General features: G+C 39.2%; 22 protein-coding genes. 18 read left to right on the top strand and 4 right to left on the bottom strand.

From position 1 onward, the window contains the following. Positions 1-334: 334 nt before the first annotated feature. Positions 335-1,060 carry a peptidylprolyl isomerase gene (locus tag NMS_RS09240; protein ID WP_041496449.1) on the bottom strand — a complete coding sequence of 242 codons (726 nt, stop codon included), beginning with the start codon at positions 1,058-1,060 and terminating at the stop codon, positions 335-337. A 38-nt stretch (positions 1,061-1,098) separates the two neighbouring features. On the opposite strand from NMS_RS09240, the gene NMS_RS09235 reads away from it, so the two are divergent. The 8 genes from NMS_RS09235 (at position 1,099) to NMS_RS09200 (ending at position 8,344) form a co-directional block, all read left to right on the top strand. Beyond that, positions 1,099-1,698, top strand: a complete 600-nt coding sequence (locus NMS_RS09235) for an NUDIX hydrolase (RefSeq protein WP_084217681.1) — start codon at positions 1,099-1,101, stop codon at positions 1,696-1,698. A 97-nt stretch (positions 1,699-1,795) separates the two neighbouring features. Continuing rightward, positions 1,796-2,599, top strand: a complete 804-nt coding sequence (locus NMS_RS09230; RefSeq protein ID WP_041496448.1) for a lysophospholipid acyltransferase family protein — start codon at positions 1,796-1,798, stop codon at positions 2,597-2,599. Between the two features lie 113 nt (positions 2,600-2,712). Further along, positions 2,713-5,136 (top strand): phenylalanine--tRNA ligase subunit beta, encoded by a 2,424-nt coding sequence (pheT, locus tag NMS_RS09225; protein WP_041496447.1) that lies wholly within the window; start codon positions 2,713-2,715, stop codon positions 5,134-5,136. 136 nt (positions 5,137-5,272) lie between these two features. Continuing rightward, complete coding sequence (locus NMS_RS09220) at positions 5,273-5,992, top strand: membrane protein (RefSeq protein WP_041496446.1); 720 nt, start codon at positions 5,273-5,275, stop codon at positions 5,990-5,992. A gap of 88 nt (positions 5,993-6,080) precedes the next feature. After that, positions 6,081-6,287, top strand: a complete 207-nt coding sequence (locus tag NMS_RS09215) for a hypothetical protein (RefSeq protein ID WP_041496445.1) — start codon at positions 6,081-6,083, stop codon at positions 6,285-6,287. Further along, on the top strand, positions 6,280-6,483 hold the full coding sequence (locus NMS_RS09210) for a hypothetical protein (protein WP_041496444.1): 204 nt from the start codon (positions 6,280-6,282) through the stop codon (positions 6,481-6,483). The genes NMS_RS09215 and NMS_RS09210 overlap by 8 nt, the downstream gene beginning before the upstream one ends. Before the next feature lie 245 nt (positions 6,484-6,728). Next, positions 6,729-7,571 carry a LytR/AlgR family response regulator transcription factor gene (locus tag NMS_RS09205; protein ID WP_041496443.1) on the top strand — a complete coding sequence of 281 codons (843 nt, stop codon included), beginning with the start codon at positions 6,729-6,731 and terminating at the stop codon, positions 7,569-7,571. A 119-nt stretch (positions 7,572-7,690) separates the two neighbouring features. Beyond that, positions 7,691-8,344, top strand: a complete 654-nt coding sequence (locus NMS_RS09200; protein WP_084217679.1) for a CPBP family intramembrane glutamic endopeptidase — start codon at positions 7,691-7,693, stop codon at positions 8,342-8,344. A 226-nt stretch (positions 8,345-8,570) separates the two neighbouring features. Here NMS_RS09200 and ribH read toward each other — a convergent pair whose 3' ends face one another. Continuing rightward, on the bottom strand, positions 8,571-9,089 hold the full coding sequence (gene ribH / locus NMS_RS09195; RefSeq protein WP_041496441.1) for a 6,7-dimethyl-8-ribityllumazine synthase: 519 nt from the start codon (positions 9,087-9,089) through the stop codon (positions 8,571-8,573). Positions 9,090-9,091: 2 nt separating this feature from the next. Beyond that, positions 9,092-9,871 carry a tetratricopeptide repeat protein gene (locus NMS_RS09190; RefSeq protein WP_041496440.1) on the bottom strand — a complete coding sequence of 260 codons (780 nt, stop codon included), beginning with the start codon at positions 9,869-9,871 and terminating at the stop codon, positions 9,092-9,094. 183 nt (positions 9,872-10,054) lie between these two features. Between NMS_RS09190 and recF the strand changes: the two genes are divergently transcribed. Genes recF through NMS_RS09175 form a run of 3 tightly spaced genes read left to right on the top strand, consistent with a single transcriptional unit; the run spans position 10,055 to position 11,836 of the window. Beyond that, entirely contained in the window at positions 10,055-11,137 is a 1,083-nt protein-coding gene (gene recF, locus NMS_RS09185; protein ID WP_041496439.1) for a DNA replication/repair protein RecF, read from the top strand. Next, positions 11,134-11,547: a lipocalin-like domain-containing protein gene (locus NMS_RS09180; RefSeq protein ID WP_041496438.1), complete on the top strand. Its 414-nt coding sequence runs from the start codon at positions 11,134-11,136 to the stop codon at positions 11,545-11,547. The genes recF and NMS_RS09180 overlap by 4 nt, the downstream gene beginning before the upstream one ends. Beyond that, entirely contained in the window at positions 11,537-11,836 is a 300-nt protein-coding gene (locus NMS_RS09175) for a DUF721 domain-containing protein (RefSeq protein WP_041496437.1), read from the top strand. Before NMS_RS09180 ends, NMS_RS09175 begins: the two co-directional genes overlap by 11 nt. A gap of 3 nt (positions 11,837-11,839) precedes the next feature. Here the strand turns inward: NMS_RS09175 and NMS_RS09170 are convergent, their stop codons facing one another. Continuing rightward, positions 11,840-16,255: a translocation/assembly module TamB domain-containing protein gene (locus tag NMS_RS09170; RefSeq protein ID WP_231862379.1), complete on the bottom strand. Its 4,416-nt coding sequence runs from the start codon at positions 16,253-16,255 to the stop codon at positions 11,840-11,842. Between the two features lie 91 nt (positions 16,256-16,346). Here NMS_RS09170 and tsaD point away from each other — a divergent pair, with 91 nt between their 5' ends. From tsaD to NMS_RS09135, 7 genes are all read left to right on the top strand, one after another. Next, positions 16,347-17,363, top strand: a complete 1,017-nt coding sequence (gene tsaD / locus NMS_RS09165; protein ID WP_041496436.1) for a tRNA (adenosine(37)-N6)-threonylcarbamoyltransferase complex transferase subunit TsaD — start codon at positions 16,347-16,349, stop codon at positions 17,361-17,363. Continuing rightward, positions 17,363-18,073: a 16S rRNA (uracil(1498)-N(3))-methyltransferase gene (locus tag NMS_RS09160; RefSeq protein ID WP_041496435.1), complete on the top strand. Its 711-nt coding sequence runs from the start codon at positions 17,363-17,365 to the stop codon at positions 18,071-18,073. The genes tsaD and NMS_RS09160 overlap by 1 nt, the downstream gene beginning before the upstream one ends. A 354-nt stretch (positions 18,074-18,427) precedes the next feature. Further along, positions 18,428-19,084: a DUF4159 domain-containing protein gene (locus tag NMS_RS09155; protein ID WP_041496434.1), complete on the top strand. Its 657-nt coding sequence runs from the start codon at positions 18,428-18,430 to the stop codon at positions 19,082-19,084. 22 nt (positions 19,085-19,106) lie between these two features. Next, a complete protein-coding gene (locus NMS_RS09150) occupies positions 19,107-20,195 on the top strand; it encodes an AI-2E family transporter (protein ID WP_231862378.1) in 1,089 nt (362 codons plus the stop codon). A gap of 2 nt (positions 20,196-20,197) precedes the next feature. Next, on the top strand, positions 20,198-21,367 hold the full coding sequence (locus tag NMS_RS09145) for a THUMP-like domain-containing protein (RefSeq protein ID WP_041496432.1): 1,170 nt from the start codon (positions 20,198-20,200) through the stop codon (positions 21,365-21,367). Next, positions 21,364-22,059 carry an SIR2 family NAD-dependent protein deacylase gene (locus NMS_RS09140; protein WP_041496431.1) on the top strand — a complete coding sequence of 232 codons (696 nt, stop codon included), beginning with the start codon at positions 21,364-21,366 and terminating at the stop codon, positions 22,057-22,059. The genes NMS_RS09145 and NMS_RS09140 overlap by 4 nt, the downstream gene beginning before the upstream one ends. Positions 22,060-22,158: 99 nt before the next feature. Beyond that, on the top strand, positions 22,159-22,626 hold the full coding sequence (locus NMS_RS09135) for an adenylosuccinate lyase (RefSeq protein WP_231862377.1): 468 nt from the start codon (positions 22,159-22,161) through the stop codon (positions 22,624-22,626). Positions 22,627-22,657: the final 31 nt, after the last annotated feature.

Here is a 22,657-nt window from a genome sequence, read left to right as displayed (position 1 = left end):
TTTAAGGTATGAGGAATGAGGTATGAGGTATGAGGTATGAGGTATGAGGAAAAATTGTTTTTTCATCGCTCATAACCTTAGCTAAAGGTCAATTCTTTTTCTTTTTACCATTACAATCCAAAAATGGGTTACTAAAATTTTGTTTGTCAGATGTTTATAGGTGCAGCTAAATAAACTTAGACACTCAAATTGAGTTTTAAAAAACATCACTTCATTTGCTTAATCTTCAATTCTCTCCTTATTCAATTTTTAAAAATGACTGAGATAGAGATTTAAGTTTCAGTTTCAGTTTAAACTTAAACTTAAACTTAAACTTAAAGGATAGTACAACCTCCTACTCCAACACACTCATCTTAATATAAACATCAATTAAGGGCCATTCCGCAGTGTCGGTTTCTACTTGAGAAATTTTCTCTGCTACTTCCATTCCTGAAGTCACTCTACCGAAAATGGTATGCTCTCCATCTAAATGGTCTGTAGCTCTCAGAGAGATAAAAAAGTCAAAGGGATTGTGCCAGTCCTCTGGATTATCTTCCCATTGTTTAGCACTACTCAACGTGCCATAGGCATGCTTGACATTCGGTAAAAAATTAGGCTCCAACTTATAGTTCCCAGCACTGGTACGTTTTTCAGCGGTGATCTTGTTATCGCTATGACCCGCTTGAACGATGAACCTGGGCACGGTGCGGTAAACTACTGTTTCATCAAAATAGCCGTTTTTGATTAAATAGATAAAGCTGGCCCTGTATATAGGGGTTTCGGTAAACAGTTCCATATCGATATCTCCATATTTTGTGGACATACGCACTTTGGTTTCTGGATTTCTCTTTCCATATCTGGTAAAAAATGCTTTGACACTATCTTGGGGAATGTAGCTTAACAAGGTATCGCCTTCATAGCTTACCCTAGGTTTGTAGAATTCCGCTAGGGATTCTTCTTCTTGCTCTTCCTTACTGGGTGGCGGTGCTTCTTCCTTCTGCGGCGGTTTTGAGTCGGCTGTAGTATCTTTACAAGAAACGAGGACTACCAGCATACATAAACAGATCCACATTGATTTCATTCAGCGACTTTTTAGATAATGTTCCAAAATTAAGGAATATGTCATTGCCAGGCGAGAAAGCGCAGCTACAAATGGCAGCGGTAGAACGTTTGGACGAATTGCAGCGCGCTCAACTGTCTACTAAAACACCTAAGGAGGCTGCTACTATGATGTTGTTGTACCCTAAAAATGATGTACCTTATTTTGTATTGATTGAACGCATGATTTCCAAAGGGAAACACAGTGGGCAAATTGCATTTCCTGGTGGACGTGCAGAAAAAGAAGATGCTGATTTTTCAGTCACTGCCTTGCGTGAGACAGAGGAAGAAGTGGGTATAGCGCAATCGGACCAGCTCTTGATCCGGTCTGTGACTCCTATTTACATTCCTCCTAGCAATTATATGGTTAGGCCGTATCTCGCTTTCGCGAAAGCGAACTTATCCTTCAAACCGCAACCCAGCGAGGTAAAGTCAATCATTGAAGTGCCATTAATGGATTTGCTGGATCCCAAAAACATATCAAAGGTTAACCTTTCCACAAGCTATCTAGACAATACAGATGTCCCTTGTTTTTTATTGCAAAAACAAGTCGTTTGGGGCGCAACAGCCATGATACTTTATGAACTAAGGGAAATGATGCTGCCTCTATTTGATAAGTAGAATTTTAAAGAAACAAGAGTGTATCAACTCTAATTTTATACGGTAGATAAGGACTTGATTTAGTACCTTAGCCTTTCGTTCAAATTTGACATTTTATATGGGATTGTTCAAGAAAAATCCTTTTGGCCATATTCTATTTTTAAAACTCTGGTTGATCCGAATCATGGGAGTCCTCTCCCACCGCCGTTATCGCGGTTTTAATGAACTACAAATCGATGGTAGTGAAATCATAAAAGACTTACCTTCTACAGGAGTTCTATTTGTTTCTAATCACCAGACCTATTTTGCAGATGTTGTGAGCATGTTTCACGTTTTCAACGCTTCCCTTTCTGGACGCAAGGACAGCATTGAGAATGTAGGCTACCTATGGAAACCTAAACTTAATATTTACTACGTTGCCGCTAAGGAAACCATGGAAAGTGGTCTATTGCCTAAAATCATGGCATACGCTGGCGCCATAACCGTAGAACGCACCTGGCGAGCTAAGGGAGAAGAAGTCAATAGATCTGTAAATCCAGACGACACTAAAAACATTGGAATCGCACTAGAGGACGGCTGGGTCATTACCTTCCCACAAGGCACCACAAAACCTTTTAAACCTATACGTAAAGGAACAGCGCACATCATTAAGCAATATAAACCTATTGTTGTGCCAGTAGTTATTGATGGCTTTAGACGCAGTTTTGACAAAAAAGGCTTGCGCATCAAAAAACGCAACATCCTACAATCTATGGAGATTAAAGCACCATTAGAAATCGACTATGAAAATGATTCTGTAGAGAAAATTGTGGAGCAATTGGAGTACGCGATTGAGCAACATGCTTCATTTTCTAAAGTGATCCCTGCAGAGCAGCTTCAAGATATGGAAGAACTCAATAAATTACGCCGCTGGGAATATTAAAATCCCATTACTTTACGGACTCTAACTCCACTTTATTACATGAGTATTAAGAAGTGTTCCGCTTTCGCGAAAGCGGTATTCCCACTATCTTTGTGCGTTCAAATCGACCTTTTATGAAGATTTCTTACAATTGGCTAAAACAGTTCATCAATGTACCTGACGATCTGGATAAACATACCGCTTTATTAACTTCACTAGGGTTAGAAGTAGAAGGTGTGACACCGTTTGAGAGTGTGAAAGGTGGCTTGAAAGGCGTGGTTGTGGGCAAGGTTTTGGAATGTTACAAGCATCCAAATGCTGACAAGCTCAAACTCACAAAAGTCGATCTAGGTACTGAAGTGGTTCAAATCGTTTGTGGTGCCACAAATGTTGCTGCAGGTCAAAAAGTACCCGTAGCCACCATTGGAACAGTGCTTTATGATGACAAAGGAGAAGCCTGGACGATTAGAAAAGGAAAAATACGTGGTGAAGAAAGCCATGGGATGATTTGTGCTGAGGATGAGTTAGGTTTAGGCACCTCACACGATGGAATCATGGTGCTGGATGGTGATCTAGAAATTGGAACACCACTAGCTACCGTTTTTGAAATAGAAACCGACCAAGTCATTGAAATAGGATTAACACCTAATCGTGCAGATGCTATGTCGCACCTGGGCGTTGCCCGCGATTTACGTGCTGGCCTCGCAATAACCGAATCAGCTCCAGAATTCATCACGCCATCTTTTAGTAGTTTTCACGTCGATTCTAGAAGCGACCGCTTTGATATAGAGGTGGTAAATAAAGAATTAGCTCCTAGGTATTGCGGTTTAACTATTAAGGGATTAAATCTTGCAGCCTCACCAGCATGGTTGCAAAACCGCTTGAAGGCGATAGGTATTGCGCCTAAAAATAACGTTGTGGATGTCACCAATTATGTGATGCATGAGTTGGGACAGCCACTGCATGCTTTTGACGCTGCCAAAATCGAAGGCAAAAAAATTGTAGTGCAAACTTTAAGCTCTGGTACTCCCTTCACTACGCTGGATGGCGAGGTACACGAGTTGCATGAAGAGGACTTAATGATTTGCGATGCAGAAAAACCATTGTGCATCGCTGGAGTTTACGGCGGTCAAAATAGTGGGGTGACTGACAGTACGACGTCTATCTTTCTAGAAAGTGCCTATTTCAATCCTGTAAGCGTACGTAAAACAGCAAAAAGACATGGTTTTAATACAGACGCCTCTTTTAGGTTTGAGCGAGGTATAGATCCTAACATTACTGAAGATGCTCTAAAACGTGCAGCCATTCTAATTAAAGAATTAGCAGGTGGTGAGATTGCGAGCGATATTTCAGATTTGTATCCTCATAAAATTGAGGACAGCGAGGTGTTTCTACCCTTCGCCAAGATCGACTCATTGATAGGTCAGCAAATTGATCGTATCGAAATCAAAGACATTTTGAGAACGCTGGACATCAATGTGAAAAATGTTACCGAGGCAGGCCTAGGGTTGAGTATTCCTGCTTATAGAAATGATGTTTCTAGACCAGTTGATGTAATTGAAGAGATCTTGAGAGTCTACGGTTATGATAGAATCGAAACTTCTACTAAGCTCAATGCTACGATCGCGACCAGTTCTAAACTGGACAATTACAAATTAGAGAATATTGTTGCGCAGCAATTGATAGGTCAAGGATTTACTGAAATGATGGCGAACAGCCTGACCTCAGATAAGTACCACCAATTTACCGAACAGATTTCTTCTAAAAATGAGGTCAAGATCCTCAACCCACTTAGCAATGACTTATCTGTCTTGCGACAAAGTTTATTGTACGGCGGTCTAGAGGCTGTGGCCTACAATTTGAACCGCAAACAGAACAACTTGAAGTTCTTTGAATTCGGGAACACCTACCACGAATATCAAAAAGGCACTCGTACGGAGCAGAAGCATCTTTCCATCCTAACGGTTGGAAAACTTCAGGGAAAATCATGGAACTCCACACAACAAGATGCAGATTTTTTCTTTTTAAAAGGAGCGGTAGTAGCGGTATTGAACCGATTGGGAATACAAAATTTAAATGAAAAAGAGTCTAAACTTGATTTCTTGAGTGAAGGCCTTGCCTTAAATAGCGGTAGCAAATTAGTAGATCTAGGAATAGTTAAGAAAAAAATTGCCAGAGCTTTTGATATTGATGAGCCAGTGTATTATGCAAATTTATACTGGAGCGAGATCGTTAAATTAATACGCAAGGAGCATCAATCCGTTTCCTCTATTTCAAAATCACCAGCAGTGCATCGTGATCTAGCCTTATTAATAGATAAGAAAACACCCTTTAAAGAACTGCAGAATATTGCTTTTCAAACAGAACGCCAGTTGCTAAAGTCCGTCGATTTGTTTGATGTCTATGAAGGTAAAGAGCTTCCTGAGGACAAAAAATCCTATGCATTGAGCTTTGTATTGCAGGATCCAGAAAAAACTTTGACAGATAAGCAAATTGATAAAGTCATGGGCAAACTACAGGCGCAACTAGAAAAGCAGGCGGGAGCTGTATTGAGATAATTCAATCGCTAGACTACAGCTATTGGTGAAAAATATTTTTGCTAGACTGATAGGTTCTTGCTAGCTGCTCGACATAAAGGACATAAGGAAGATATTTTGAATTAAATTTCCATCTTCATATCCTAAATCCAATCTTATGTTGAGCAGGACGAACATCGAGCACCAGTTGCAAAAAGCACGCAAGAAAGCCTTTAAGGATACTGATATCCTAGAACAAGTTTCAGCTATTCTTACGGAAGATGATCGTAAAGAAGATGCCATCATTGCAAGGATGAAAAGCCCTCAAAAGCCAACACCTCGCAATCCTTTCAACATTGATTTACTGGAGACCGATAGGATATATCACGTGGATCAAATTCGTGATATTTGTGTAGACTACCGGTTGCGATTTTTAGATACCAAATACTTTAAGAACGAGATCCCACAAGAAGCGCTGAATAAAATCAAGCAATTGGAGAAAGATCACGAAATGACGCTGAGAGGTTTTAAAATTGTGGCACCATCTAAAATGTTCAAGTTAGAGAATGCAGATGATCCCCTACTCTTTGCTCCCATAGGAAACGGGTATTTTTATTTGATCCACAAATGGGGTAATGATTTGAACTTTTTTAGAAAAGCATGGGCCTGGCCTTTCAAATCATTTGAGAATCTTATTTTATGTACCCTGTTAGTGAGTTTAATTGCGGCATATGCAGTCCCTAATGGTTTATTCTCTAAAGAGACCAGCGGTGTACAGTTTGTGTTAATATTCTTTTTCACCTTTAAATCCATAGCCAGTATGGTGTTGTATTATTCCTTTGCCGCCGGCAAAAACTTTAATACCAGCATCTGGAATAGTAATTACTTTAACGCCTAGTGCTTTCATTGTAATAGTTAGTTTAAGTTGGAAAACGCCCCATTAAAGGGGCGTTTTTTTTTATCTTGGCGGTATTAAATTAATACCCATGGCTGCACAACAACGTAATCCTTTATTAGGAGGGATTTTCGCCTTATTATTTATTGGATTTGGCGCGTACCGGTTCTTTATGTATTATACTGAACAAGCAGATATGCCTACCTGGCAGCTCATTCTTGCGGGAGCCTTTATCGTGTATGGACTCTTTGTAGGTTACACCGTACTTACACAAAAAAAGGAATCTGACAATGAGTGATTCTACTAAAGCCAATTACAATTTTGTTTTAGCCCTCGCCTTTATAGGAATCGGTTCATGGAAGACCTATGATTATTTCACAGGCGAGGAAGACATGGCGACGTATCAGGTTTTCTTTTCGGTACTATTGATCGTACTAGGTTTCTACCAATTGTACCGCTGGTGGAAGGCAAAGAATGACACATCAGTTTCCTGAAGTTTTTAGGTGAATTATCACACAATTCTCACAGCTCATAAGTCTCTTAAAAATGCATAGAACAAAAAAATAGTTCGCTTTCGCGAAAGCGTAATCGCGTGAAATTTGTGCTATTCTTATAAGTAAACTGAATAAGCGTTTACTCAGGTAAAATCAGCAAATTTAAAGTAGCTTTAAGATTATAAATCCGGTTAATTGACATGGTAGGAACACATCGTTCTATATTCTAAGAGAATTATTACTTAATGGATGCTTCACAAAACATCAAGACGACATTAAAATCAGTATCAGCAAAACGTAGCCAAGGTTTTCTATGGAGTTGGTTTCAGAAATTACTTGTCTTTACAGTTTTCTCTTTAGTCGTCAATCATTTGTCAACCCCTGAGAGTTTCCCAGATGCAGAATTCTATAGATTCCCTAAAGAAGGATTTCTATCCACTATTGCCCTGTGCATACTTATCGGAATCATAGCAGAGCTTAATTTTCAGTTTTACAGAAAAAAGTATTTCTCTAAGAAAGTGGAAGTTGCATCCATTATGTGGTACATGATCTCTACTCTTGGGTATATCACTGTCATGTATATCCCTTTAAGTATAATCTTAAATAAAATTGCGCGTGCAGAAACTGAATTCTATTATTTATTGATTGGATTGCTGATTACATTATTGCTAAGTACTATTCTAATTGCATTAGCCTACTGCCTAGATATTTACAATTTATATAAGCTATCTTTAAAAGATCAAGAAATCACTATTGAAAGTGGTGCAAAAATAACCAAGCTAACATACAAAAGTATCGCATGTTTCTACAGCGAAAATAAAATTGTGTATGCTGTTCAAAATGATGGCACTACGGTGACCACAGATTTTACATTGAATGAACTCGAAGAAAAAATAAACGACCAATTATTTTTTAGAGTCAACCGTCAAGTTATCATTCACAAAGATGCAGTAGACCAAATTGAAAAGATTGCCAACGGCAAGTTACGGATTGCATTGAAACCATCAATTGAGAATGATAAAATTGCCGAAATCAGCATCAGCCGTTATAAACGAAATGCATTTATGGCCTGGTTTCAAAAAAAATAAATTAATAATTAACGACTATCCAGTAATCAATTTACTACCATTCAGTCAAAACCTTGATCATTCCTAGGGTTTTCAACTGTTTAGTTCATTAATTCGTTTCCGAATTTAAAATAGAAAAAATGAACTTACGCCAAATAGTAATCCCATTAGTCACCCTTTCCATAATTTGTTTCATGTACTTCGGGCCACTTACCAGGACGCCTTTTGAAAATATAATTCTCTCTATCATTATTATTATAGCCAATTATATTGAATACAAAGGAAAGCCGTTTTCAGCGCTTGGATTTAAACGTATAAATTTTAATGTAAAAAATCTCCTTTTGCGTGCACCGTTAATTGCACTGGGACTTTTTATTTTTTATGTCTTTGCAGTGGTACCTGGAATCGAGATGCTTACAGGAGTTCCCATAGATTACTCTAGCATGAATCATTTAGAAGGAAATCTTGAAGTCACGATTCTTTATTTATTAATAGTTTGGGCTACTGCAGGATTTGGAGAAGAAATTATTTTTCGAGGCTATCTAATGCGACACTTCATCAAATTCTTTGGAGACAGTACCATCAGCCTGATTATTAACATTCTAATAATTTGCGGTTTTTTCGGTTACATGCACATGCAGCAAGGAATTACAGGTCAACTAGTTGTAGTAATTATCGGAGCAATCTTATCCGTGATTTTCTATGTGCGCAAATACGATTTATGGTTGCTGATCATGATACATGGCTTTTTTAACACACTAGGGATTTTAAGCTTTTACCTCGGACTGGCTTAACAATTTGAAACAGCAATATTTTTTTCTAGAATTGCGGGATAAGATGGGTCTTTTAACCCTTAGCTTTCTTTGTTTTATCAGCCCTGTTGATTCTCACCTTGCCTCTCAGGCTATTGCCAGAAAGACTCTATGGTTATGGGAGATGTTCCCGCATAGCTGCAAAGCTGTGAGGTCGTCTCAAACTTTGATAAACAATCGGTAATTATAAAGTGTGAAAAAGAAGGCTTTACATTTCCTTCAAAGCCGCCATCTTAATTGCTGCGATGGCCGCTTCAGACCCTTTGTTCCCGTGAATACCACCACTACGTGCTACTGATTGCGCGTGGGTATCATCTGTCAATACACAAAAGATGACTGGGATTCTAGTTTTATTTAGATTTAAGTCTTTGATCCCATTAGTTACTCCTTGACATACAAAATCAAAGTGAGCCGTTTCGCCACGTATCACGCTACCTATAGCGATCACGGCATCCAGCTCTTGTTTCTTACGCTTTCCTGCAATAGAAAATGTGCTTTCCTGCATCTTGCGACAACCATATATGAGTTCAAAAGAACCTGGTACATTGTATCTAAATATGTGATCGCTAGAAACACCACAATCCACAAGAGTGGATTGGGCGCCTTTAAATAAGTTTTCGGTAATATCATCGTTCCATTCTGCAACAACGATTCCTATACGCATTCCAGAAGCGTCTGGTAATGCCTCCTTGTCATAGGCAGATAAATCTTTCCCTGCTGTTGCCATGACTAGTTAGCCGCAGCTTCTGCTTGACCTAGAAGAATTTGAGCCGTTTGGGCTTCTGCAGCTTCAGGATATTCTTCTTCAATACGCTCAAGGTTCTTGATCGCCGCGCTATAGTCTCCCGTATTAAGAGAAGCTTGTGCTGCTTTCAATAGGTATTTAGGAGTTGTAAATTCATTAGGAACAATATCTGCTGCCTTATTATAGTATGAAATAGCATCTGCTTCTTGACCTACTTGAACTAGAGCATCACCTATCCCAGCATTTGCATAAGCTTCCATGACAGATCCATCACCATCATAAGCAGTCAAATAATCAATAGCCTTCTGATAATTAGCACCACCTAGATTAAGGTACGCCATACCTATTTGGTAATTAGCAATATTACCAGCTTCAGTCCCTGAATATTCGTCTGCAATTTTAAGAAGACCGTATTTTCCCTCGCCACCTTCTAGGGCTAGATTAAATAAAGAATCTTGCTCTTCACCTGTTGCATTTACTGCCATTTGATAAAATTCATCAGCTTGAACAGATTCTTGTAAGGCTTCCTCACCTTTAGGCTCTAACACAAACTCAGTGTACGCCCATATTCCCAAAGCGATTACCGCAATAGCAATTACTGTATAAAGAATTATGTTTTGATTTTTCTCAACCCACTCCTCCGTTTTTCCAGCACCTTCGTCAAGAGTTGTAAACACCTCAGCTGTAGCTGACTCGTTTTCCTCGATGACTTCTTTTTCTTTCTTCGTTTTAGGCTTGTAACCTCGTTTATTGTATGCGGCCATTATCAAATTTATTGAACGCGCAAAAATATCATTTTTATCTATATTAAAAAATGTGCTGCTACTTAATCTTCTAGCTGGCAAACCTTAAATTTGCTGTAGTAGCAATGTTGGTCTAGCTAGTTCGCTTTCGCGAAAGCGAAATAAACACAACTTCCATACAATCAAATAGATACCCAATTTTTCATGCATCTCAAATCTCTCAGCCTTATCAATTACAAAAGCTTCGAAAGCGCCGATTTTGAGATGGATGAGAAGATCAATTGCTTTGTAGGCAAAAATGGGAAAGGGAAAACGAACGTGCTGGACGCCATTTACCACCTTTCCTTTGCTAAAAGCAATTTTAATCCTGTAACCCTACAAAATATCAATCACGAAGCTGATTTTTTTGTGATCAATGGGAAATTTGAAAAAGCAGAAAAGGAAGAAAATGTAGTGGTTAGTGCTAAACGAGGGAACAAACGTATCGTGAAGCGCAACGGGAAAATTTATGACAAGATCAGTGATCACATAGGGTTGCTACCGTTGGTCATTATCTCTCCTGCAGATCGCGACTTGATTATTGAAGGTAGCGAGACGCGTCGTAAATTTTTGGATGGTGTTATTTCATTAGAAAATAGTAGTTATCTGACCAGTCTGATTCATTACAACAAGTTGCTGCAACAGCGCAATGCCTTGCTCAAATACTTTGCGGCCAATCGTAAGTTTGACAGCGATGCACTGACTGTTTATGATGAGCAAATGGTCCGGCTGGGAACTTTCATCCATCGCATACGTGTAGAATTTTTAGAAAGCTTCACTCCTATCTTCAAGGATTTTTATACCCAGATTTCCCGCAGTGCGGAAGAAACGGTAGCTATTGAATACAAGTCTGACTTTAACGATGCTGATCCTACGCAAGTTTTTAACGCAGCCCAGCAAAAGGATTTACAGCTACAATATACCAGTGCTGGAACACATAAGGATGATCTGATATTTACACTGGACGGTCATCCTGTCAAGAAATACGGCAGCCAGGGACAACAAAAAAGTTTTTTAACAGCCTTAAAACTGGCACAGTTTGAATTTATAAAGAGTAAAAGTGGAACAGTCCCTATTCTATTGCTGGATGACATCTTTGACAAACTGGATGAAGACCGTGTATCCCAATTGATAGGTATGGTAAATAATGAGCAATTCGGTCAACTATTCATCAGTGACACACATCGCGACAGGACTGAAGCGGTGATCAAAAATGTCAACCAATCCTATAAAATGTTTGAATTATGAGATATGCCTGGATACTTTTCATAGTCCTAATGACAGTGAGTTGTGACGATCAAAGCAACAAAAAGAAATTAGAACACCTTCAAGGCTACTGGAGTATTGACACAGTAGAAAAGCCAGACGGCAGCGAGAAAGAATTTCCATTTACGAATCATATGGACTTTTTTAATGTGGAAGGCACTAGTGGCACTAAAAGTCGTGTAAGCCCTACTTATGATGGACGATTCATATCTTACGGTGATGCCGTGAAATTTGTCTGGGTAAATGATGAAAATCAGCTGGTTCTCAAGTTTGCTGATGGCGAAAATTCTTATTCTCAAACCTTAAAAAAAGCTACGGAGGACGAATTAATCTTGATTCACGAAGACGGAACTATTTACAACTACAAATCTTACGATCCTGATGCGCAATAATAAAAAAGAAGACTTTCTAAACATGAGTGATGCCCTGAGTGATTTCAAGGCGCAAAACAAGCTGAATCAAGGATTCTTAAAGGTAGATGTCAACGATGCCTGGAAGGAAGTGATGGGGCCAGGAGTGATGAGTTATACCACTCAAATTAAATTTACTGGTGAGAAGTTGTTTATTGACTTATCATCCTCTGTATTGCGGCAGGAGCTCTCTTACGGGCGCAGTAAGATTGTAGACAACCTTAATAAACACTTAGGTAAAGAGGTCATCAAAACATTGGTATTGCGCTAATGTTTACCCGTTATTAATTTCATCTGTAGCATCATATTCATCTTCCGTTTCTTTTTTCTGAAGTTGGGGCGATTTAGTGATGGTCTTGTAAAAAAGCTTTTGATATAATTCTTGAATGCTGTTGAAGTCGATACTGTACTGTAATCCTACACCTTGATCGTACCCTTCTTGCTGTCCTATTTGTTGTAACGCATTTTCCCGATTGAATATTTTTAAGGTGAGTGAACCGGTTTTATTTAAAAGGAATTGGATTTCTACATTCCCAATTATCGCCCGTTCTGAAGTGGTGGTGCTTCCTACAGGAACTCCCAGCTTTCCATTAATGAATACACGATCGCTGATTTGAGTGGTCAAGGTAATCCCAAATCGATCGGACCTCTGAATATCTGAATTTGGGTTGCGCTCTGATGCTTCATAGGTTACTCCAAAATCAAGACGGCTGTCCCCACTACTTACAATATCATTTACGATACCAGAAAGGCTTTCCACTAGATTCCCAGTCACGGCATTTTGACCTATACTGTTCGGGTTATAGAATGATCCGGCTGTCACCAGAGATAAGGCTTGTAGTTGTCGCTGTGACTTATCCTCAAGACGGTATTGCAACTCTGACTTTACAACGCTATTCGCATTAGGAAATGCGATCTCAAATTCTGGATCGAAGAAACTCAAATTCCCTTCAAGTCTAGTGATTACCTCAACAGGTATTTGAGCGTTTAAGTTGGGATTGTCCAGTAAAACGGATGGGTTTGCACGCGTTGCATATGTGGCGCTCACATCGATATTTGCATCTGTCGGGTCACCATTCCAGTCTACTGTTCCGCCCGGTTCAATAATGAATTCTTTGTTTACCAGTCCTGCGTACTTAAAGTTGTAAATACCTTCGGTAACGATAAAATCACCGTTCATTACAAATTTTCCTAGTGTATTGATTTCTAGTAATAAGTTTCCATAGCCACTACCTCTCAAGTAACTGCCGTTAGTAGGATCTACCGTTATTTCAACTGTTGCTGTAGGTGTTACCTCTAGATCAAATCGCAGCTCCAGTCCAGAAATTTCTTTAATTTCAGTTTCCTGTCCTGAAAGTCGTGCTTCTTTTTCTTCTGGACTTAAAAAGTAAATAGCCGATGTGTCTCCTAAAGATTCTCCATCGTCAATTGGGATTTTAAAAATGGTCCCGTCGCCTGTGGTTGCAACCACATCAATAAAAAGTTCATCAGTAGGTCCGGTAATGGTGGCTTGACCATCGATAAATGCGGTACCGTAATACAAGGCTTCTTCAGTTAGTTCTGTATCCAACACTAATAGACGATCAGATTCTAAGGTCAGGTCTAACTCCCAGAAACCAAAATTCTTATGCTGGATCTGCCCTGAAAGTTCACCTGTCGTGTTGTACTTAGTATCCGTCAATAGAATTTCACCAAAATCAAAACTGTTGCTAGTGATATCTACTATCGCATTTTCTTGAAAATCAAAATCTGTATTCAAATAAGGAACTCGCAGTCCCGCTTCTCTTAACTGGAGCTGACCCGCAATTTGTGGCTCGGTGAGTCGTCCTGTGGCTCTAGCGTTACCAGTGGCATAGCCTCTGATCTGATCTATGACTATTCCTCCTAACGGACTCAATGAAACCAAATTAAACTCATCAAAATCTGCCGTGACATCTATAGTAGAAAATTCACCACTCGTGTTAATCGTACCATTAGCTATAAAGGTACGTTGCAGATCGTTTTTCAATTGGGCATTCACATCATAGATACTTAAATCTTCATTACCCTTGACCTTCATCGCAAAATCTCCTAAGGGAGTATTATTGACCTCAAAGTCATTGATGGAAAAATCACTAGTGGGCGCATAATTCCCATTGATTTGTTCTAGTTTAAGCTCCCCATCTATACGACCTCTCATTTTCAAACTGTCGATAGGTTTGGTCAAACTAGAAATACGCACTCCGTCAAATTTTAAATTGACATCTTTAGTGTCTTTACCTTTCACTAGACCAGCGATGCTAATGCGTTCATTTAGGTGCTGTGCTCGCAAGGTATCCAGCTGAAATTCTTGAAAATCATTATCAAATACTAATTTCACGTCCTCATTTGATGGATTGATCACCCACTTTTTACCTTGATATTTTAAATCGCTCTTGCGTATACCAACTACTGACTTGTTCTCATCATTAATCGTGTGGTAAAAGCTAAGGTTGTACTTGTCGTCTTGCTGGTCTTCACTAGTAAATTCAGTCCGGAATAATAAGGTGTCCTGTCTGGTCACATTTATTAACTGAAAATCCTGCACATCATAAAATCCATTTTTAATATCGTCAATTTTGATGTACGTATTGAATAATGGATTCTGATTATTCACTTGTATATTGACTTGCTTCAGATCGACATCAAAAACTTTGATTTGTGGTGATCTAAAGGTAAGCTTGAACTGAGCCTCATTACTTGCTACTTGACCTTTAAGAATTGTGTTTTCGCCTAGAGCGATATCAGGAAAGAATAAGTCAACAATCTTGTCATAGATCTTAAACTCATAATCCAAATACTGGTCTTGAGTGATCTGATTTGACTTATAATTGGTATACACATTCCCAATGGCATTTTTAAAAAGCTCTGGAATTTCTTCGATTTTGAATTGGCCACGCACCTCACCCTCTATAATATCTGGACTATTAATTGTGATTAAACGCACATCATCTTCAAACGTGCTCTCAATCACAAAATCCTCAAAGAAGTAAGTATCGTTGTCGTTTTGATAACTCGCATCAGCAAATTTGATGGTACCCGCAGCATCGTTGATATTAGTACCATTCATGTCAATCACTACATCACCCTTTAAAATTGCAGTACTGTCTCTAGTAAAGATGTTGGTGGCCTTAAGATCAGCATAGACGATAGATGCCTTGAAATCATAGGTGTTGATCTCTTGAGAGATGTCTACAAGACCATCAAATTCCATTTGAAGATTAGGATCTTTGACAACCACTTTCCCATTAAATACAGGCTTGCGTAAATCTCCATTCACCCTGATATTCCTATAGTTATAGCCGTTGTACGATAATCTTGAGATGTCTCCAGTAAGTCGCAACCTCGCATTGTTAGGATCAAACCCACGCCCATCCACGTTTAAATTGAGACTGGTTCTACCTAAATTAGGTGTTTTAGTAATGCCGCCTATATTAAAATTGGCAGCTTTTATATTTCCAGAATATCCTATGAACCCTGAGCGGATCTCAGTCAATGTCAAATCAGTATCTAGGAACCCTTGACGACTGGTAGCAGATAATTTTGAAACTATCCTATCCCGACTCACGCTGGCAAATCCTTGAGCCGTTACTGTCCCTAATTGATTCAAGCTTGCTGGAAGTTGGTTCCCTAGAACATTTGGCAGAAAAGCTCTTAAATCAGTATTGCTGACTTGCAAAGTTTTAAAATTACCTTCAAGGTAGAAATTATCGATGTTTTTGATAAGATTCTTGAAACGCACATCACCTTCAATATTTAGGTCACCTAATGCTTGTGCAGAAAGATTTTGAACTTCAAACTCGTTTAGAGTACCAGTCATGTTTCCAGAAATACTGATGCTTTCGTTTTTCACGAATTCATCATAAAACATGTCCAGCTCATTTGTAGCAATACTTGCTTTTTCTATACCAAACGTCCATTTTACCTTTTCTACAAAGTCGGCAAAATCACCTTCTCCATAATCCAACTGTAAGTTGCCTTGTAAATAAGATCCTGCGGTTTCTAGATAAAGTTCTTGAGCCTTAATTTGTACTGGAGAATAATAGAAATCAGCCTGCAATTGCTTCACTACAAAACCTTGATCGTCATTATTCTCACTGATGGCGCCATTATACATAACAAAGTTCGACTTCTGAATATCTGCAAACAATTCATTGCCATCGATTCTAAAGTCGTTAGCAATCATATTCAGATTTTTAGCTTCAAACAGCTCAGGGTGATTGGCATTTTCATCTACAATCCTAATGTGTGCATCTGTAAGCAAAATCTCTCCTGTATTTAAGGTGAACGGCTGCTGACTAGAGGACTCGCTGGCAAATTTTTTAAGGAATATATTTAGGTTGTCTGACTCCTCGCCTTCATAACGGCGCATATTTAAATACAACTGATCAATCTTCACATCACCAAATACAGGGGCAGATGAAATTAACTCTGAAAAACTAAGAATAGAAGTAGAGAGATTATTGAACGAGATTATCGTATCCTGATGATGATCTAATGCTCGAGATGCACCTACCTCAACTTCACCTGAGTAGGTAATGGCTACCTTGTCGATAGCTATATCGACATCATACGTATCATTTAAATAATCTGTGAGGTAATGTGCGGTTGCCGTTTGAACAGACGGGAAAGAAAAAGCGATCACTAGGATTATAAAAAGCCCCAACAGCACCAGTAACGTTCTACCTAGTATTTTAAAAAGCTTTTTAATAACAGATCATTTACTTTTGCAAAGATTACCAATTTCTATGCCCGACCAACTCATGGCTTCAAAGATTTCATACATTCTTTCCATAGAATCTTCTTGTGATGACACCTCCTGCGCAGTGCTCAAAAATGATCAAGTTCTATCAAACGTGATAGCTGGTCAAAAAGTGCATCAACAATATGGTGGTGTAGTTCCAGAGTTGGCCTCGCGTGCGCACCAGTCGAATATCGTTCCAGTAGTCCACACCGCCTTAGCGCAGGCAAATATCGACAAAAAGCAACTCACTGCAATAGCTTTCACTAGAGGTCCTGGCCTCATGGGTAGCTTGCTGGTAGGGAGCAGTTTTGCCAAGAGTTTATCGCTGGCATTAGATATTCCTTTGATAGAGGTTCATCATATGCAGGCTCATATATTAGCTCATTTTATAGACGAAGGTCAGGAAAAACCTGAGTTCCCATTCTTAGCATTGACCATCAGTGGTGGACACACTCAAATAGTAAAAGTGACAGATCATCACGAGATGGAAGTGATAGGCACTACCATGGACGACGCTGTAGGGGAAGCCTTTGATAAAACAGGAAAAATGCTTGGATTGGATTACCCAGCTGGCCCAATAATAGACTCGCTTGCGCGAAAGGGAAATCCCCACGCGTTTTCCTTTCCAATTCCTAAAGCTCCTAACCTAGACTACAGTTTCAGCGGGTTTAAAACTAGTGTGCTGTATTTTATCCAAAAGCAAGTCAAAGAAAATCTAGATTTCATCAAAGAAAATTTAGAAGATATTTGTGCTAGCGTTCAATACACTATCATAGAAATCCTATTCCAAAAATTAGAAAAAGCTGTTAATAAAACAGGCATTAAGTCTGTGGCTATTGGAGGTGGCGTGAGTGCTAATTCTGGCATCAGAGAACGCTTGCTTTCTAAAAAAGAAAAAGGGTGGAAGGTTTTTATACCGCCTTTTCAATACACTACAGATAACGCAGCGATGATAGGTATTTCTGGTTACTACAAGTTTTTACAAAAAGATTTTGCTGGACTTGAGGTAACCGCTACTGCTAGAATTTCCATGTAATGCAACTATTTTACTTTCCACAAGCTACAGCCACCACTACTCTGCTTTCTTTAGAAAAAGAGGATACACGGCATATCACTAAAGTATTGCGCAAAAAAGTAGGCGACCAGGTATCTATTACTAATGGTACAGGTGATTTATTTGATGGAACTATTACACAATTGACCAGCAACAAGTGCTCACTTAAGTTACAGCATGTAAAATTTGAGCCTGCTCCCAGTGGTCAACTTCATATTGCCATAGCTCCTACAAAAATGAATGATCGTATGGAATGGTTCCTAGAAAAATCAACGGAATTGGGAATTACAGAAATCACTCCATTGCTGTGTAGTAACAGTGAACGACGCTCCATTAAATGGGATCGATTTGATAAGATACTTGTAAGTGCTATGAAACAGTCCTTGCAGCTTCACAAACCCAAATTGAACGAGCTCACTTCTCTAGAAGAATTTATGGAAACTGAGAGCTCAAGTATAAAATTGATAGCTCACTGTGAGCAAACACAGAAAAAGCATCTTTCCGGTTTTCTGGAAAAAGATTTAGAAATTACATTACTTATAGGACCTGAGGGAGATTTTACACCTCAAGAAATAGAACAAGCCTTAGTAAAGAATTATCAGCCAGTTCATTTAGGAGCAACAAGACTGCGCACTGAAACCGCTGGAGTTTATGCCGCTAGCTTATTCAATGCGGCCCAACAGCAAAGCTAAAAATTATTAGAAGTACTCAAATAGCAAATGTCAGCGATGTGTTTATTACAAGTGCTTATCAAAAATATAGCAATAGCTTTAGCGACTAGGAGCCTTGCGTGTCTTTATCCGTAGATGCCTCTATTTTGGCTAGCTCGTTTTCATTCTGTTTTTCATTACTTTCTCCGTTATTTTGCATATGTTGGAAAGCTAAAAGCATGAATGCCAAAAATAGACTGATAGATGGAATCAAGATTCTTACAAAAGGTTTGAAATTCATAAGTAAGCTGTATTAGGGGGCGCTCACGATAAAACTATGAAAAACTGATCTTATTATTCTAATTTTTGATAACTTTTTTTAACATTTTTTTTAATATGCCAAAAATAGCAGCACCGCACTTCCTTGTGGTAATCGGTTTTTTAATAGCTTCCATCAGCCAAGCTCAAGAGATTGCCTTGTTAAAATATGATGGTGGTGGCGATTGGTACGCCAACCCCACAGCCCTTCCTAATCTAGTTCGCTACTGTAATTCTAACATAGGCACTACTATATCCACTAAAATCCCAACCGTAGAACCGCAAAGTATTGACATCTTTCAATATCCGTTTTTACATATGACGGGACACGGGAATGTGGTCTTCAATGATGCACAGATTGAAAATCTTAGGAGCTATTTATTGAGTGGTGGATTTCTTCATATAGACGACAACTATGGAATGAAACCCTATCTTGACAAAGAGATCATTCGCTTGTTTCCTGATAAGCAATGGAAAGAGCTTTCTGCCTCTCATCCCATCTTCAGTTCCTACGTGAAATTTCCACAGGGATTACCTAAAATACATGAGCATGAAGGCAACCGTCCTCAGGCTCTTGGAATATTTCATGAAAATAGATTAGTTCTTTTATTTACATTTGAAAGCGATTTGGGGGATGGCTGGGAAAGTCCAGAAGTACACAATGACCCGCCAAATGTAAGGCGTAAAGCCCTGGATATGGGAGCAAATATTGTTAAGTACGTGTTTACCAATTAATTAATTTATGGAACCTAAATCAATGTCGCGAGCAATCGCCTTTGGACTTTTGAGAGCTTTGCTCATCATAGGCGGTGTCATCTTGCTGGCATGGTTTCTTTGGGAAATACAATCTGTCCTATTCTATATTGGAATCGCAGCCGTTCTATCCTTAATTGGACGACCTATAGTACTATTCTTAAGAGATCAACTGCGCTTTCCTAACACTCTAGCAGTAATCGTCACATTACTTTTCCTGTTTTCCATCATCGTGGGAGCGATTCTGATGGTCATACCTGTAATAGCAGAACAGGGAGAAAACATATCTAAAATCAATATTGAGGAAGTCAAGGAAAATCTAGAAGTCCTCAATGAGCAAATCAGCGATTATTTTGGGATCAATCGTGTCAATGTATTAGAACGCATACAGAACTTGGAGTTTGTACGCGAGAACTTTACAATGGACATCGTACCCCAGTTTGTCAATGGTTTTTTTGGAACCTTGGGAAGTTTCATGATTGGATTATTCTCTATCCTATTTATATCTTTCTTTTTATTGAAAGACAGCCGACTATTGCTAGAAGGTGTTCTAGTATTTTCTAAAAAAGGGAATGAAGGCCAGTTTTTGCGAGCATTTACTAAGATTAAACAACTGCTTTCCAGATATTTCATAGGACTGGTATTTCAAATTGCCATCTTATTTGTTTTGTATAGCGTCATCCTGCTATCTTTAGGAGTACAAAATGCATTGATCATTTCCTTCTTTTGTGCCTTGCTCAACTTGATTCCTTATCTAGGTCCAGCAATAGGTTATGTACTGATGTGTGCATTTGTAATAAGTGATAACCTTGGGGCCAACTTTACAGAAATTATTTTACCTAAACTCATTGTGGTTACTATAGGTTATGGAATCATCCAGTTGATCGACAACTTCCTCAATCAACCGTTGATTTTTGGAAAATCAGTTCGATCACACCCTCTGGAAATATTTATTATTATATTGATCGCAGGACTAGTTTTCGGTATACTGGGACTGGTCTTAGCTATACCATTGTATACCGCTATCAAGGTGATTTCAAAAGAATTCTTGAGCGAGTATAAAATCGTTAAAAAACTTACCCAAAACCTGTAACTATGAATTTGAAAGTGCTGCAACCACAAGTGCGAGAGTATTTGATGGAGCACCTTCATGAATCACCGGCTGGATTCATCCTCAAGTCGCATCCATTTGAAATCGAGGTCAAAGACTTAACCCAACAATTAATCGGTCTGCAAAAGGCGCGATACAAATTTCCTTTACTTTTTGAACATCGGGAAATCCTATTCCCTCCTAAGGTCAATTTAGAGCAAACCAGTTCTGCCTCCACTGCAGCTTATAAAGCGCAGATCACTCAAGGCAATAGTATGATAGACTTGACTGGTGGTTTAGGGGTTGATGTAATCGCTTTCGCGAAAGCGTACTCTCAAACCACCCATGTGGAACGAGATAAATCCCTACAAGAAATTACAGCACACAACCTATCAGCCTTACAATTACCAACTAAAAGTGTTTGTGAGGATGGCATTGCATTTTTAAGAAATACAGACCAGAGCTTTGACCTAATTTATCTAGATCCTAGCCGCAAAACAGCAGCCTCCAGCAAGGCAGTACTGCTTACCGATTATGAACCCAATGTATTGGAACATATTGAATTGCTATTTGATAAATCAGATCAAATTTTGATTAAGACATCGCCGATGCTAGACATTACTGCCGGACTTCAACAACTTCCTAATGTGGTAGAAATTCACGTAGTGGCGGTTAAAAATGAAGTCAAAGAATTGCTATGGTTGTTGAATAAAAAAGATACTTCTCTAACTATCACCGCTGTCAACCTAGAGACAGATCAACCCAAATTTTCATACAGCCCTGGCTACCTTCCAGTTCTAGAATTTAGTGAAGTAAAGGCGTATGTATACGAACCCAACGCTGCCGTAATGAAAACACAAGCCTTTGCGCAACTAGCTGAAGAGTATAAAATTCAAAAGATAGATCAGGACGCGCACTTGCTTACTTCTGAAGAGTTTATAGATTTTCCAGGAAGAATTTTTAAGGTAAAAAAAACACAAGATTACAAACCTAAGTCTATCAAGCGAGAATACGGTAAAGGTGCGCATGCGGTGGTGACCAGAAACTTTCGCGAAAGCGTGAAACAAATCCGCACAAAATATAACTTTACGGAAAGTGAATTTAATTATCTATTCTTTACCAGCATCAACGGTCGCGGTGCGGTAGTAATTGAAGCTGAAAAATGGAACCCATGAAAAAAATAGTCGTATTATCAGGAGCTGGTGTGAGTGCAGAAAGTGGTATTTCTACCTTCAGAGATGCTGGGGGTTTGTGGGAAGGACATGATGTGATGGAAGTTGCATCACCTGAAGGCTGGCAGGCCAATCCAGAATTGGTTCTTGATTTCTACAATAAGAGACGTGCGCAGTTGAAGGACGTGGAACCTAATGCAGCGCATCATTGTATTGCTGCCTTGGAACGCAATTATGAGGTTCAAGTCATCACTCAAAACGTAGACGATTTGCACGAGCGTGCGGGATCTAGCCAAGTACTACATTTACATGGCGAGCTGCGCAAGGCTCGCAGTTCTAGTAACATAAAAGATATCCAAGAGTGGACTGAAGATATCACCATCCACGATAAATGTGCCGCGGGATCACAAATGCGACCACATATTGTCTGGTTTGGTGAAGAGGTTCCCGCTATGGATGAAGCTATCGACTGGATTCAAAACGCAGATGCGGTAATTGTAGTGGGAACATCCCTGCAAGTCTACCCTGCAGCTGGGTTAATGCATTATGCGCCAGCAGCTTCACCTATCTATTTAGTAGACCCTAGCCCAACATTAAACAGTGGAAATGGACTTACGGTAATTGCAGAGAACGCAAGTACAGGAATCCAAAAAGCCTGTGACATGATCCATGCAGACCTTCACAATGCTAAGTGATTCATGGATGCGCTTGTATTAAAAAAGGAATTACAAAATCTCAAAGCTTATAAAGAACCACGAGTTCGATTAGGTAAAATCTGTGTTGAGCTTAATTTAATGACGGAACTTATTCTTTTATGCAGACCGGAATCAGGTGTTTCTCATCAAGCTTGCTGGTGCCTAGAGCAATCCTTTTTGCTTCATGAATCTGAATGCTATCCACACCTCAAGGATATTTGCGCGCTTTTCCCCACAGCCATCAATCATTCTGGTATGCGGTCGCTTACTAAAATTGGCTACCTAGTTTCAAAAGCCTATTATTCCAGAAAACGGCATCCACTGCAGTCTTTGCTCAGTATAAAAATGCGAGAGCAACTGGTAGAAGGTTGCTTTAATGAACTGCTGACAGCTCGTGGTAAGACGGCTAACTTGGCATTTGCTACCAAGGCCTTATTTTTATTAGGTCAGGAGTTTGAATGGGTGCACCAGCAGCTCCCAGCGTTAATCGAGGAGCATTTACCGAATCCTCAAAACGCAGGCTATAAAAGCGTCGCAGGAAAAGTACTCAAAAACTTGAATGCATAACAAGATGCATTAGCCAGGCCTGACCCCTATT

This window comes from Nonlabens marinus S1-08 (assembly GCF_000831385.1).
Lineage (GTDB): Bacteria > Bacteroidota > Bacteroidia > Flavobacteriales > Flavobacteriaceae > Nonlabens > Nonlabens marinus.
The sequence above is the reverse complement of the archived record's forward strand: the minus strand, read 5'-3'. Positions and strand labels throughout refer to the sequence as shown.